This window comes from Ruegeria sp. YKSF57 (genome assembly GCF_059612585.1).
Genome location: NZ_JBXWQW010000022.1, coordinates 19,274 through 33,742 on the forward strand (window position 1 = coordinate 19,274; position 14,469 = coordinate 33,742).

A 14,469-nucleotide genomic window follows, 5' to 3' on the forward strand; every position below is an offset into this window, starting at 1 on the left:
TTTGGCCCCGCTGACAGAAGATTCATCTGACAAGGACCCTGAACCTTTGCCTAACTCCGGCCTAGCAACAGTTCAAAGGGTGGAGGGCTTTGACCCTTGACCGGTTTGGTCACGACATATGTGAAATACCTCGACAGACCGATGCGGGCGTCCAGCATTTCGTCGATCAAACGTTGATAGGCGTCGATATCCCGGGTGATGATCTGCAGAAGATAGTCAAAACCTCCGCCAAGTGCCCAGCAGGCGGTTACCTCGTCATAGCGCTGCATCGCAGCCTCAAAAGCCCGAAAGCTGGCAGCGGTGTGATCGGTGATCTCTGCCGCAACAAACACTGTCACATGCGGCGCCAGTTTCCGCAGGTTGATGTGGGCACCGTATCCTTCGATCAACCCGGCTTGTTCCAGCTTCTTCAGCCGGTCCCAGCAGGGCGTCGGCGACAAACCGATCCGGTCGGCCAGCGCGGCCTTGGTAATGCGGCCCTCGGTCGAAAGCACGCGCAGAATCTGTAGGTCGCGCTGATCCAATTGCATGTGATTGGTCCGGTTACGTCTCGGTCACGCCAACAACTGCCAGACAATCCCCGGACTGGATCAGGCCGGGATAGTGGCGGCTGATGACATGGCCATCGCGGCGCGCGTGGTATTCGCGCGGTGGCTGCCCAGTTCGGTCCAGCGGCCAGACACGGGCGATCAGATCGCCCTTGGAAACCGGTTCACCCAAATCCACCATCACCTCATAAAGCCCGTCGCCTTCGCTGAACAAAAAGCACTCGTCATCGGGCATGGACAGGTTCACCGTTTCGTCGATCTGCATCTCGCCTTGCAGGATGCCGAAGTGTATCAGGACGTTGCGCAGTCCCTTCTTGGCAATCGCATTACTGCGGGCGGTGGAAGAGCCGCCACCACCAAGTTCGGTAGTGACGAGCACCTTGCCCATCTCCTCGACTGCGGTGTCGTACATACCGGCGCTGTCAATTTCCAGAAGCTGTACCGAGTACGGGGCATTGAATGCCTTCATCGCGGCGAAACAGGCGTCCTGCGTGGCCTTGTCCTCAAGAATATGGGCTGCGGCAAAAGGTACAAAATCCAGTGTTCTGCCGCCTGAGTGGAAATCCACTGCGACGTCGGCCAACGGCAGAAGCGTGCGCTGGAAATAGTCAGCGATCTTCTCGGTCACGGTGCCGTCAGGGCGGCCCGGAAACGACCGGTTCATGTTGCCTTTGTCGATCGGCGAAGTACGGGTTCCGGCCCGGAAGGCGGGATAGTTGAAGGCAGGGATGATGATCAGCCTGCCGGTCACATCTTCGGCGCGGGTCGTGGCCGCCAATTCGTGCAGGGCGATGGGGCCTTCGTACTCATCACCGTGGTTGGCCCCGGTCAAAAGCGCAGTTTTGCCTTCGCCATTCCGGATCACGGTCAGCGGGATCATGATTGAACCCCAAGCGCTGTCATCGCGGCTGTAAGGTAGTTTCAGAAAGCCGTGATGCACCCCATCCTGGTCAAGCGGGATGGTGGATGAGATCGGATTTTCCTTCATGGATCAGTCCTTTACGACCATTTTGCGCGGCACGTTTGACAGGCATTCCGGCCCGTTCGCGCCGATGCGAATGCTTTCGGTGATCTCGAAACCCCAGTCTTCCATCCAAAGACCCGTCATGAAGTGGAAAGTCATGTTTTCCTGCAGAACCGTCGTATCGCCCGGGCGCAGCGACATGGTGCGCTCGCCCCAGTCCGGCGGGTAAGACACGCCGATGGGATAACCGGTGCGGTTGTCCTTCTCGATGCCATATTTTTTCAGAACCTTGAAAAAGGCCTTGGCAATGTCTTCGCAGGTGTTGCCTGCCTTGGCCATCTCCAGCCCCGCATCCATGCCTTCAAGCACTGCTTTTTCGGCATCCAGGAAGGTTTGCGTCGGATTGCCCAGAAACACGGTTCTGGACAATGGGCAATGATAGCGGTGCACGACGCCAGCAATCTCGAAAAAGGTCCCTTCGCCAGACTTCATCGGCAGGTCATCCCAGGTCAGATGCGGCGCGGCGGCGTCGGGTCCAGACGGCAACAGTGGCACGATGGCCGGATAATCACCGCCAATGCCCAAACTTTCGTCAAAGCGCAGTGCGGCGTCATAGATATCGGCGACAAGATCGCATTTGCGCATGCCGGGTTCGACCTTGTCGAAGATCCGCTGATGCATCCGTTCGACGATCTTGCCGGCCTGGCGCATAAAGGTAAGTTCGGCCTCGGATTTTACCGCACGCTGCCAGTTGACCAGCGCATTGGCATCGGCAAAGCGGGCATTGGGCAGGTGTTTTTGCAACGACGCAAAAGCTGCGGCCGTGAACCAGTAGTTGTCCATCTCGACGCCGATATTGCCGCTGTCGTGTCCACGGTCCTTCAGTTGTGCCGAAAGGTAATCCATCGGGTGCCGTTCGGTCGACTGCACATAGTGGTCCGGGTAGCCGATGATATTGGCGGGATTCATAAAGCAGGTGCGCAGGGCGCCATTTGCATCCTGACCACGCCCATACCAGATCGGGTCGCCGTCCATGCCCAGCACAACGCATTGATGCACATAGAAGGACCAGCCGTCATAACCGGTCAGCCAGTTCATGTTCGAAGGATCGGTAACGATCAAAAGATCGAGTCCACGCCGCGCCATTTCGGCCCGGGTATTGCTGATGCGTTGCTGGTATTCAGCATGCGAAAAATACAGCTTTGGGTTTGCCATATGGGTAAGTCCTGGTTGATCAGCTGGTAATGTTGGTGCCTGCACCCGCCGCATTGGCGCGGGAACCTGCAAGTGTTGCTATAGCGGTGTCCTGTACACCGGTTCCGGTCAAGTCGCAGACGGTGATGTCCGCATCCGAAGCCCGGCCCGGTACCTGGCCCGCAATAATTTGGCCCAGTTCGGGAAATCTCCCTGTTTCGGTGACAGTGCCCGCGGCCAGTGCAGGGCGTAACTCGCCTTGCTTTACGGATTGTGCCAGCCGGTCCACAACAAACAACGTCGCGGCGGGGATCACATCTGGTGAAAGCTCGGTCTTGTAATCGGCATCAGAACCCATGGCAGTCACATGTTGTCCGGGCCGGAGCATTTCGGCACTGATCAGCGGTTCGCCGGATGGTGTGGTGGTCACAACGATATCAGCCTGCTCCATTACTTCGGCAATGCTGCCAGCGGTGACCTGGATGCCCAGTTTTTCCGCGCAATCCCGCGCACACGCCTCGGCTTTCTGCACATCGCGGCCCCAGATGACGGCGCGTTGGATATCGCGCACCAATGTCAGCGCTTCCAGTTGCAGCCGTGCCTGAATACCTGTGCCGAGGACGCCTGCGACTGTGCTGTCTTCCCGCGACAGATGTTTGGCCGCGACCGCACCGGCGGCGGCGGTACGGACATCGGTCAAATAGCCGTTATCCAAAAGTACTGCCTGCACGATGCCGGTTTTCGCGTCAAACAGCACCATCAATCCATTGAGGCTGGGCAGGCCCAGATTAGGGTTGTCGAAAAACCCGGGACTCATCTTGATGGCAAACCCGTCCAGCCCCGGCACGTAGGCGGTCTTTACGTCTACCTCCCCGTTGTACTCAGGCACATGAAAACTAAGAATCGGGGGCATCTGCACATCTTTGGTGGCAAGCAGGCGAAATGCCTCTTCCACGCACATGACCGCGTCACCATCCAGCGCAACAGCGTTGCGCAGATCGGATTCCGTAAGAATCTTGATATCAGGCATCCACGCTTCCTTGTTTTCTGGTTTCTGCTTCGACATCGACGTTTTCGCCATTGATGATGCGCTTGTGCAAAACCATGTCGATGTTCTGCCCGCTTATCAGCGACACACAGCGGCCAGGATTGTCAACCTTGCCCGACAGCAGCGCGGCAATGCCGACGCTGCCAGAGCCTTCGATGACCTGTCGCTCTTGAAAATACGCATGACGGATTGCCTCGGCGATTTCAGTTTCAGTGACAAGTACAATTTCATCCACCAACGCTTTGGTCATTTCAAAGGTATAGGCATTGTCCAACCCAATGCCTCCGCCTAGGCTGTCGGCCAGCGTCGCTTTTTCTTCGACCAGAATGGGTTTGCCTGCTTTCAGGCATTCGTACATGGCGGCACCTCGTTCCATCGAGACGCCGATCACCCGTATTTCCGGGTTTGCGGCCTTCATCACCATCGCCACTCCGGAAATCAGCCCGCCTCCCGACAAGGGCACCAGCACGGTTTCCAGATTTGGCTCCTGCTTGAGAATTTCCAGCGCTACGGTGCTTTGGCCAGCTATGATATCGCGGTGATCAAAGGGGGGCAGCATGGTCATGCCCTCTGATACCAGCCAATCGACTTCGACCTGCGCATCATCCTGCGAACGACCGACAATGCGCACTTCTGCGCCGTGGGATTTGATGCCGTCAACCTTGTTCCGAGGCACCAGTTCCGACATGCAGATGACGCAACGCACACCCGCCTGTGCCGCGGCATATGCCAGCCCGCGTCCGTGATTGCCGGTAGAAACGCCCACGACTCCTGCAGCACGCTGGTCATCGGTCAGCGACAGAACCGCGTTGGTGGCGCCGCGCAGTTTGAAGCTGCCGGTGTTCTGAGTATTTTCCAGCTTCAGGGATATATTTCCGCCGGTCAACGTACTCAAGGACGGAGAGGAGGCCATGGCCGTCTTCCGGATACGTCCGGCAATCCGCGCGTGCGCCAGAAAGCTGTCCTGAAGGGTTATTTGTCTTTTCATCGGGCGTGTCCGTCTGCCTATAGTTCAAAAAGCCTGCCGTAACCCTGTCTCTGATCCGGAATTCCGGCCAAGCGCAGGCAACGCCAGACCATTGCCTGGTTCGAGCTCACAACCGGCTTGCCCAACGCATCCTCGATCCGTTGCACGCAAGTTGCGGCACGCAGAGCGGTGCAGGAGAGAAACAGTGCATCTGCCTGGCTGTCACAGGCAGCAATCGCGCCGTCGATAATGCTGTCCTCGGAAATCCGCGCCATTTGCCGGTCATCGGTCAGCCCAAAGCAGGTGGCGCTGACAACTTCGGGACCATGCGCCGCAAAGTACTGAGCCATTTCATCGGTTACGTCCGGGCTGTAGGGAGTCAGCAATGACACCCGTTTTGCGCCAAGGGCTGCAAAGGCATCAAAGGCAGCGGAACTCGGCGTGACGCAGGGCGTGTTCGGCTTGGCGGCGTTCAGATACCGGGTCACGGTATCATTGCCCAGCACGATTGAGGCCGCGGTACAGCAATAGGCGACCACATCCACCTCTTCATCCGGCAGGATCTGCGCCGCGGCCGCAGTCAGGCGCGGCCCGGTCTTCAGAAGCGTTTCCTTGGTGGTCGGATTTTCGAATTCGATCCGGTTCACGTAGACGCCAACCTGATCCGGATCACAGATTCGAGCGAAGTCGCGCTCAGACGTATGATCGGTTGCCAATGCCACCAGAGCAATCCGCTTTTTTACCGGGCGGGTGTCCAGCCGGGCGGGAATGCGCGACGGTGTGGTGTGGATATCCAGTGCCATTTTCGTACTCCTAAACGACAAGAACTGGCGTTTCGGCAAGGCTGGTCACCTTGTGCGAAACGCTACCCAAAAACACCCCTTCGAGCGACCCCAACCCGCGGCTGCCAATAACGATCAGATCGTTCTGGTGTTCTCTGGCAAAGCCGACGATTGTGCGCGCGACGGGACCGCCCTTGACGAAAGCCCGCACATTGGGAACGCCGGCTTCGCTTGCAAGAGACTTGCCGCGCTCGGCCACTTCTTTTGCGTGTCCCCGCATGATGTCGTCCAGATTGTCGGGTTTGTCCGAACCTACTATATGCATCGAGGCTTCGAGCAAGGAGTGGTGACGATATACCGTCAGTAGGGTCAAATCGGCTTTGCACAGCTGCGTCAGTTTCGCCGCCTTTTGCAGGGCCGCCTCGGCCCCGTGAGATCCGTCAAATGGAACCAGGATTGAAGCAAACATGGGGATATCCTTCCCTTACTTGGCAAAGGCCAGATCACGCAGAAACAATGCTATCTGCGGGAAAAATATCAGCGCCACCGACACGCCCAGCAGCATCAGGATAAATGGCGGCGTGCCACGTACGACCTCGGCATAAGGGCGTTTGAAGACCGCAATCGCGGTGAATATATCGCACCCAAAGGGTGGTGTGGCCGAGCCGATGGCGACTTGCAGCGTAATGATGGTGCCTACCAGCACGGGATCGATACCGACCGATTTCACGACGGGCGCAAAGACCGGAACCAGTACCAGGATCACCACGATCGGATCCACGAACATGCAACCGATGAAAAACGCAATTGAAATCACGAACAACACGCCAATCGCGCCCATCTCGCTGATACCGATGGCGCCCAGTATCTGCTGCGGCACCTGCGCGAAAGAAATCACCCAGGAAAACGCAGCACCAGCGCCAACCAGAATAAAGACGATGGCTGTTATGAGACCAGTGGATTTGGCCGTGTCATAAACATTTGCCAGCGTCATCGACCGGAAGACACCAACTTCGAGGATAAGCGCGTAAAGCACGCAGGCCGCTGCCGCCTCGGTCGGGCTGAAGATGCCTCCGTAGATGCCGCCAATGATGATGATCGGAAAGCCCATTGGCCAAAGCGCCTCCCGCATGGTCGTCAGGCGCTCGCCCCAACTGGCCTTGGGTTCGGTCGGAACGTTGTTGCGCACGGCGTACACGTAACTGTACCCGGAAAACAGGACGAGGATCAGCAGCCCGGGGCCAATGCCCGCGATGAACAGTTCAGCAATCGACGTGCTGGAAACAACACCATAGATGATCATCCCGATCGATGGCGGGATCAAAAAGGCAATGTCGCTGGCGTTGACGATCAGTGCCAGCACAAAGCTGTCTTTGTAGCCTGCCTTCAACATGCGGGGCCGCAGCGGCGAGCCGATCGCCACAACCGTTGCCTGGGTCGATCCCGAAACGGCGCCAAACATGGTGCAGGCAGCAGCGGTGGAAATCGCCAGCCCGCCACGGATATGGCCGACATAGGCCATCACCACATTGATCAACCGTCCGGCTGACTGGCCGCGCGTCATGATATCGGCAGCAAAGATGAACATCGGCACCGCAATCAAGGATGCGGGGCGGATGCCGGCCATCATCTGCTGCACCATCGTCTCGGTCCTGGCCAAATCACCGAACAGCATCAGAAAACCGATGAATGCACCGGCAATCAGCGGGATCATCATCGGGAAGCCCAGAAGAAGCAGGACAATCATGGTCAGGAAAATTGTTGCAGCCATTGAATTGCCCTCAGATCTCGATTTCTTCTTCGCTCTCATACCCTTCTTGCACATGGGTCGAGAGATAGATTTCGGGCGACGTAAAGTTACGCACCGCGGTCAGCAGATACTGGGTGCCGGTCATGAAGAACCCGGCAGGTACCCAGATCAAAATCACCCAAACAGGGATCTGCAACGCGGGCAACACGCGCCCGCGCGACGCCTGAGCGCCGATGTACTTCACCGAGTAGTAACAGAGCAGGAACATGAAAAATGCCGTGATCACGGCAATCACGACCATAAGTGCCTTGCGAACGCGTGGTGGAAACGTGTCATAGATGGCCGACATGCGGATATGACGGGCATGGCGTGCAGCATAGCTGATACCAGCAAATGTGATCAGGATGATCAGTATGCGGTTCAGTTCTTCGGAAAAGAAAATCGAATGCCCCAGCAAAAACCGTCCAACAACGTTGGCCACGGTATTGGCCGCCATCAGCAGGACGCCTGCGGCCAACAGAAATGATTCCGTACGGCTTATTGCGCTGTCCAGAACACCCAAAAATCCCGGCAAGGCCGAATCATGCGGATTGCCCATTTTCTCTCCCTATTGATTGGGCGGCAGGCCGGTCGTGTCCCGGCCCGTCGCGTTTCACCAAAGGGTTTCAGTTTGCTGTGGCCGCGAGGTCCGCTTTCATTTGCTCGAGAATGGCCGCGCCGCTATCGCCGGTCATTTCGACAAACTTCGCCTCAACCTCGGCTGCCGCCTCCTTGAAACACTGGCGCTGATCATCGCTCAGCACGGTAACCTGCATTTCCGGCTTGGCCTCCATGATCTTGGCCAGCTCCGTCTCTGCCGCCTGCTGTTGATACACAACCGTGTGGTCATAGGCGGCCTGGGCCGCGTTTTGAACGACCTGCTGATCTTCGGCGCTCAACCCGTCATAGAAATCCTTGTTGGCCATTACTGCCGTGGTGAAGTTGTTATGTCCTGCATAAGTGATGTAGTCGGTCACTTCGTAGATCTTGGTGGAGTAGAGGAAGAACGTCGGGTTCTCTTGTCCCTGGATAACATTGGTCTGCAGACCACCATATACCTCGCCCCAGGGAAGTGGCGTCGGCGTGGCGCCAAAAGCCTTGTAGCTTTCCACCAGAAGCGGGTTGGTCATGACCCGGAATTTCACTTCGTCCAGATCGGAACATGTTGCAACCGGCGTTTTGGTGGTCATGGCGACCTCGCCTTCGGGGAACATGTTCAACAACTCCAGCCCCTGATCGGCATAGAGTGGTTTGAACATTTCATTGATCGCCTTGCTCTCTTTGTAGAAGCGCGCCAGATGCTCCTGATCAGTGGGCAGCAGGTAAGGGACAAAAAAGACCTGCGCTTCGGGAATCAGCGACCCGGTAAAACCTGGTGATTGGTCCACGAACTGCAGAATTCCGTCCTGAGTCTGCTCCATGATATCGGCGGATTCACCCAAGGTGCCATAGGGGAACAGCTGGATCTCGTGATCCGAGTTCGCCTCGATCTCTTCCTTGAATTTCTGGGCATAAATGCCCTGCACATCGGTCATCGCTTCTTCGAATGCATAACGCCAGGTTTCCGCCTGCACGGTGGTGCCTGCTGTCAGTGCAATTCCCGCAGCCGTCAGGACTCCAAATGTAAATTTGATGGATTGAGCCATAGTTTCCTCCCAAGATCACCGGTGCCGGAGCACCGTCGTGCTCGGTTTGAGAGAAATTGTACTGCATGTCAATTTATTTATTGTAGCATGACAATGTTAAAACGTGAAAGGGGCAACTCCCTCAGGCGGCCGCCTGAGCATACCGGCAATCAGCTCCAGGCCTTGCCGGAACCGTTCCAGATCCTGGATGCTGCCCAGCGAAATGCGTACTGCATTTTGCTGTGATGTATTTGGAGTAAGGAAAGGCGCATCCGGGGCGACCGCCACCTTCAGTTCGCGCGCATACGAGACAAAACTTCCAGTGGTCCATCCCTCTGTCAGCGGCAGCCACAAATGAAGCGCCGATGGGTGCCCCTGCCACCGCCAGCCGTCAAGTACGTCCGCCGCAATACGGTAGCGTTCGTCCAACGCGCGCCGCTGCCATTGCGCAAGTTCAACTGCGGTTCCATCCTTTACCCACCGGGTCGCCAGTTCGCATATCAATGGTGTCGCCATCCAGCCGAACACGACAATCCGCCCGGTCAATGCAGGCAGCAGATGGTCCGGCGCGGCCATGTAGCCTGCGCGCAACCCGGACACGGTGCACTTGGTGAAGGTTGTCAGATATATCGATCGTTCGGGCGCCAGGGCGGACACGGGAACTGGCCGGTCTTCTGCAACAGGACCAAACGCATCGTTCTCTATGATGTACAATTCGTACTTTCGGGCGATTTCCACCAATTCCCCACGCCTGCCTTCAGGCATCATTCCGGCCGTGGAGTTGGCTAACGACGGAAGTAAAAACAATACTTTAGCGGATTTTTCACGGCAATGACGCTCTAGCGCATCAGGGATGACTCCATCCGCGTCCGTCTCAAGCCCCACAAGGTTCAGTCCGAGATAGGAACATCCAGAAACCAATAGATGATGCGTGATCCGGTCAGATACCACCGTGTCACCCGGGCGGGTCAACGCCGACAGCGCGGCAGACATCCCGTGGCTGACCCCATTTGTCATGATGATGCGTTCCGGGGATACTTCCAATCCGCAAATCCTCAACCAATCCGCTCCGGCGGCGCGATGCGCGTCATGGCCAATATTCGGACGGCAAGACAAATAGTAGGTCGGGTCCAACCCTTCGGGTAACTCCTTCAACGCCTGCTGAAACCGCTCTGCATGTTGCTGCGAGAAAACCGGTCGAGAAATCGACAAGTCGAAACCGGATCCTCTTTCCGAGCTCAGTTGAAACGGCTGGTCGTTGGGTTTGTCAGGATCCAGAACGTAGCTACCCCGTCCCACCTGACCATCAATCAACCGTTGCCGCCGCAAACTTTCATAAGCTTTGCTGACCGTATGTACGCTCAGGCCCAGTTCTTCGGCCAGTTTGCGATGAGTCGGAAGCTGCGTACCCTTTGGCAGCTTGCCATCAGAGATCGCCCTCGCAATGGATCGCGCGAGACTGGAATGTATAGGTGAGCCGAGGGAACTGGGGTCAGGAAGCCAAATTGTCATGCGACATATGTACAATTGATCAGTACAAACTGGCAATACAAACGTCGGCTTTCTGAGTTTTCCAGCGAGGCTTGTCGTAGCAGCGTCATTTCCTGTCTGCCGCCAATAACCCCGACCGTTCGCGAGTTAGGCAAGGTGCAACTTCTCAATATCGCGGCTGGGTGTGCGAAGTTCGTAGGGCAAACAGGTTTTCAGTCCTCGAGTCGCTACTTGTCGAGCGTGGTCAATATCCGGCTGTCCAACGACAAAATACGCGCGCTTTGGTTGCGGCTTTGATCCCGTAAGGCTTCGGCATAACCAACAGCAGACTCGGTTGTTGGCCGCATGCTCTCGAACAGCGGTTCGTCGGAATGAATGGCGATAATCTTGCTTTTACCAAGCGTGCTGTCATCGACCTGAAACGCAATGCCGCCGTTTTCCTGACTTTCCGCAATGGAATATGCGACGCGCACTGACAAAGGTCCGTTGCGTCCGTTACGGAGCGTCGAAATGTCGTTGTTCTGGCGTGAAATGTTGGGAATCAGATGGAACACGTTGCCGGAAACGTCCAACACCGAAACAGACAGAAAGCCATCCTGAGCGTCAGCAGGCAACACTATGTCGATAACCGGGTTTTCGCCAACCACATAATCCCCGGTCGGGTTTGGTGCGTTACCCGCTTCTCCGTTGCTGAAGTCTATACCAATTTCCCCCGCTGGCGCTGCCGGGAGAAAATTCTCGATCAGGCACAACGTCGGATTCAGGATACTGGTGTCGACGGTAACCGGGCGCTCTCCCCCAACCGCGCGAACGGAATCGAACAAGGCCGCACGTGTTTCAGCCGTTGCAACTGTTCCCTTGACCAGGATCTGGCTTTCGGGGCCGTAACCGGCGGCCGGAGGGTCCACTAGGTTCAACTCACCGCAATCGGCAAGGTTTTCGAGAACCGATGTAATTGCTTCGGCAGACAAAAACAGTTCCCTCAGTTCCACAGAAACATTGCCCTTCAATCCGCCGGAAAATCCCGCGCTGAAAACTTGTTCAACTTGTTCCTGGATACCCTTGTCACTCGTCAGGCCGTTGACCGACGCGTCATTCCCATTCAGCTCAAGTCTCCAGGAATCCAACGGAGAAAGGGCCTTTATTGTGGCCACCACGTCCGCACCCCATGTTTCGGCAATTTCACCAGATGCCAATGTGAGTTGGGCGAATCCAGCGTCAGATTCCACGATTGCAGTGATTTCCTCTCTGATCTGTTCAGTCGGTACATTGCCTATCGCACGGGGAACGCCGTTTTGGGGCGCTTCCACAATCAGTGTATATGGGTTGGCTACAGGATAGGTTGGTCCCATCATGCTGTCGAATAATCCCGCTACGTATCCGCCTGCGCCCAACAAAGCCAAGAAACCAACAAGCAAAATTACAACCAACCCACTGCGCGACCCTGTTTCATTCGCCTGTGGTGCAGGGCGCGAAGATTTTGGTTCCTTCATGAGCGCGGCTTGTGGCTTCGCCGGTTCTGGTTTTGCAGCACCCTTGGGCACGATAATCGTCGCATCCTCCAAAGGTGTTGTGTGCTCGGCCTTACGATTGGCAAGAGTGCGCAAAACCTCTGACGCGCTTTGAAAACGGTCGTCGGGGTCGGGAGCGGTCATCTTGTCGATTATCGACTTCAAAGGGTCCGGCACATCTTCTGTGTCCAAACGCTTTTTCTTATTCTCGACCACCTCCATCGGATTGCGCCCTATCTCGGGTGACTTGCCACGATAATTAGCCAAAAGCAGAGCGCCCAGAGAGTACAGGTCGGTGCGGGCATCCGTTTTGCCCGACAGTTGCTCTGGTGCGGCGTAGGCATATTTCCCGGCAAATTCGTTGCCGACAATGGTTTCTGCGCCGGGATTGGTGTCCTTGGCGATGCCAAAGTCGATAATCACTGCCTGCGCCGGGTCGCCGTTGCGCAGGATGATGTTGTCCGGACTCAGGTCCCGATGAACAATGTTCCTTGCATGCGCCGCCTCAAGGCCTTCACATACCCTCTTGCAGACTGTCAAAAGGTCCGCAGAAGACATCGGGCCTTCTTTAAGCTTTGCGTCCAATCCCGGCCCGTCCACATAATCCATCAAAAGATAAACGTGGCCATCGGCAGTTCGGTGATTTTCCGAATATCGCACCACTGCATCGTGCCGGATTTCACGGATTTCCTCTTCTCGCGTGAGCAGGACGAGGTAATCATCATTGCCCGAAAACTCTGCCTTAAGCACTTTTAGCGCAACTTGTCGGCCTGAAATTTCCGACTTGGCCCGATACACATCCGACGTGCCACCCCGGCCCAGGATCGCCTCGATACGGTAAGTATTATTTACCAAGTCGCCTGGCTGAAACAGGTCACCGGCGCGGGATTCGGTCATTCGGCCCCCATAGATCAATCGGTTGAAGCGAGTACGTTCTTAACCAAGCGCCTGGAATTCCACCCGACGGTTTTCATCCGCGCGGGTATCGTCCGAGTTATAGGGAACGGTTTCACCCATCCCGATGGCTTCCAGCCGGTTTTCCGGAATGCCGCAATCACCCACAAGATGACGTTTTACTTCCTTTGCACGCAGCAAGGACAGGTTTTGGTTATAGTCTGCCGACCCCGAACTGTCTGTGTGTCCGATGATTTGAAAGACCTGAACATCCACCGATTTCATGGCCTGGCAAAGCGAAGCGAGCTTGGGTTTCTGGTCGTCACGCAACGCCGCAGAGTCAAAATCGAAACTGATCTGCAAATTGACCTGATCCTCTTTCGCGACTTCTTGATAATCTGCCGCTGCAGCCACTGTGGTTCCACTGCTTTCTTCGGTTTCTGCGGTCGTAGCTTGCGTTGAAGGCACTATAACCAAGCCGCGCGTTTTTTGCTTGTTGAACGCATCGGTCATCTCTTCTGCCGTCATCTCGCTCGAAGTTTGTGCGCTTGCCGCTTGCAGGGCGAACAACCCCACCGCGACCGATGAACAGAAACGAACGAGATTTTTTTTGAAGAACATTGCCCGGCTCCCTGGCGCCAAATGAAGAGTTCTCCTGAGATTAACCAACGGGAATTGGTGTCACAATCATTATGTGCATTTGTTGAGCCTTCGACGTGACAGTTGCAAAAGAGCATCCTAAAGTATCGCTGAGCGGTAAGAACGTCGGTTCACAGGGAAATAACTCATGCGCATCGTGCCTGCGATAATTCTGGCAATCGCAATTCTGCTGGCACCTATCATCTGGTACGTCTTCCCGATGCTTGTTTCGTCTGACGAGACATTTGATGGCCCGGCCATCGATTCAGGTGCGCGGATCGAAATTGAAATGCTCAGCCAGCAGGTCGAAGATCTGAGAAATCGCTTGGAAGAAATTTCCGGTGAAATCGGGCGCTTGCAATCCGGCAATGCCGCACCGTTACTTCAACCCGATAGCCTTGATGCGGATTCATATGGTTACGACAGCACGTCACCCAACGATATCATCGATGCCTATGCTCAGGTCGTTCTGATTGCCAACAGAAACAAGGTGAACCGAGAGTTGGAAATCGCGTCGCCATCATTTCTGGCTCAAACCTTCGGGCCGCCACGCGAGAACCTGACCGACACATGCCAAGCCATGACCAACGAGCGGTTGGCTGACAAGCTTATCCTCGAACAGGTTGGCCCGGTGCAGGTCCGTATGCTGAGACCCGCAATCGATTCTCTGCGTCAGGTCTTCGACAACATTCGAAGGACAGATCCGGACCTGTATGCCCGGATAAACACGGCCGGTTCGCTGTGTGTGCGGCTAATCCGGGGATCGACCTCATCGGCGTCAGCCCATGCTTACGGTTTGGCTGTGGATTTGAACATCGACGGTGTTCTGGACACATTGGGCGATGGGAAAACCCAGTTGGGTCTGACGATCCTGGCCGATTTCTTCCGCGAAGAGGGCTGGGTATGGGGCGCGGCCTGGGGCCGCGAAGACTCGATGCATTTCGAAGTCAGCCGCAACAAAATCGAGGAATGGATCGAAGAAGGCGCGCTTTAGCGGCAATCCACGTTTCGAAATCC

At 56.1% G+C, this 14,469-nt stretch carries 14 protein-coding genes; 1 reads left to right on the plus strand and 13 read right to left on the minus strand.

Annotated features, from left to right (window positions below; genetic code table 11):
• Positions 1-50: 50 nt before the first annotated feature.
• The 13 genes from AC2FLX_RS11005 to AC2FLX_RS11065 form a co-directional block, all read right to left on the minus strand.
• Complete coding sequence (locus tag AC2FLX_RS11005; protein WP_496810341.1) at positions 51-530, minus strand: Lrp/AsnC family transcriptional regulator; 480 nt, start codon at positions 528-530, stop codon at positions 51-53.
• A gap of 13 nt (positions 531-543) precedes the next feature.
• The gene (doeB, locus tag AC2FLX_RS11010; RefSeq protein WP_496810340.1) at positions 544-1,536 is read right to left on the minus strand and encodes a N(2)-acetyl-L-2,4-diaminobutanoate deacetylase DoeB; all 993 of its coding nucleotides are present in this window, start codon (positions 1,534-1,536) and stop codon (positions 544-546) included.
• 3 nt (positions 1,537-1,539) lie between these two features.
• Positions 1,540-2,727: an ectoine hydrolase DoeA gene (gene doeA, locus AC2FLX_RS11015; protein ID WP_480751906.1), complete on the minus strand. Its 1,188-nt coding sequence runs from the start codon at positions 2,725-2,727 to the stop codon at positions 1,540-1,542.
• A gap of 19 nt (positions 2,728-2,746) precedes the next feature.
• Complete coding sequence (locus AC2FLX_RS11020) at positions 2,747-3,736, minus strand: cyclodeaminase (protein ID WP_496810339.1); 990 nt, start codon at positions 3,734-3,736, stop codon at positions 2,747-2,749.
• Positions 3,729-4,742: a hydroxyectoine utilization dehydratase EutB gene (eutB, locus tag AC2FLX_RS11025; protein ID WP_496810338.1), complete on the minus strand. Its 1,014-nt coding sequence runs from the start codon at positions 4,740-4,742 to the stop codon at positions 3,729-3,731. The genes AC2FLX_RS11020 and eutB overlap by 8 nt, the downstream gene beginning before the upstream one ends.
• Positions 4,743-4,759: 17 nt before the next feature.
• Entirely contained in the window at positions 4,760-5,524 is a 765-nt protein-coding gene (gene eutA / locus AC2FLX_RS11030; RefSeq protein WP_480751901.1) for an ectoine utilization protein EutA, read from the minus strand.
• A 10-nt stretch (positions 5,525-5,534) separates the two neighbouring features.
• Positions 5,535-5,972: a universal stress protein gene (locus AC2FLX_RS11035; protein WP_496807836.1), complete on the minus strand. Its 438-nt coding sequence runs from the start codon at positions 5,970-5,972 to the stop codon at positions 5,535-5,537.
• A 15-nt stretch (positions 5,973-5,987) separates the two neighbouring features.
• Positions 5,988-7,274 carry a TRAP transporter large permease gene (locus AC2FLX_RS11040; protein WP_480751899.1) on the minus strand — a complete coding sequence of 429 codons (1,287 nt, stop codon included), beginning with the start codon at positions 7,272-7,274 and terminating at the stop codon, positions 5,988-5,990.
• Positions 7,275-7,284: 10 nt separating this feature from the next.
• The gene (locus tag AC2FLX_RS11045; RefSeq protein WP_480751898.1) at positions 7,285-7,851 is read right to left on the minus strand and encodes a TRAP transporter small permease; all 567 of its coding nucleotides are present in this window, start codon (positions 7,849-7,851) and stop codon (positions 7,285-7,287) included.
• Positions 7,852-7,918: 67 nt separating this feature from the next.
• Positions 7,919-8,938, minus strand: coding sequence for a TRAP transporter substrate-binding protein (locus tag AC2FLX_RS11050; protein ID WP_480751897.1), 1,020 nt, complete (start codon positions 8,936-8,938; stop codon positions 7,919-7,921).
• A 96-nt stretch (positions 8,939-9,034) separates the two neighbouring features.
• On the minus strand, positions 9,035-10,429 hold the full coding sequence (gene ehuR / locus AC2FLX_RS11055; protein ID WP_496810337.1) for a MocR-like ectoine utilization transcription factor EhuR: 1,395 nt from the start codon (positions 10,427-10,429) through the stop codon (positions 9,035-9,037).
• Between the two features lie 206 nt (positions 10,430-10,635).
• Entirely contained in the window at positions 10,636-12,816 is a 2,181-nt protein-coding gene (locus AC2FLX_RS11060; protein WP_496745836.1) for a serine/threonine protein kinase, read from the minus strand.
• A gap of 39 nt (positions 12,817-12,855) precedes the next feature.
• Entirely contained in the window at positions 12,856-13,482 is a 627-nt protein-coding gene (locus AC2FLX_RS11065) for an OmpA family protein (RefSeq protein ID WP_496810336.1), read from the minus strand.
• Between the two features lie 118 nt (positions 13,483-13,600).
• Here AC2FLX_RS11065 and AC2FLX_RS11070 point away from each other — a divergent pair, with 118 nt between their 5' ends.
• Positions 13,601-14,446, plus strand: coding sequence for a M15 family metallopeptidase (locus AC2FLX_RS11070; RefSeq protein ID WP_480751892.1), 846 nt, complete (start codon positions 13,601-13,603; stop codon positions 14,444-14,446).
• Positions 14,447-14,469: the final 23 nt, after the last annotated feature.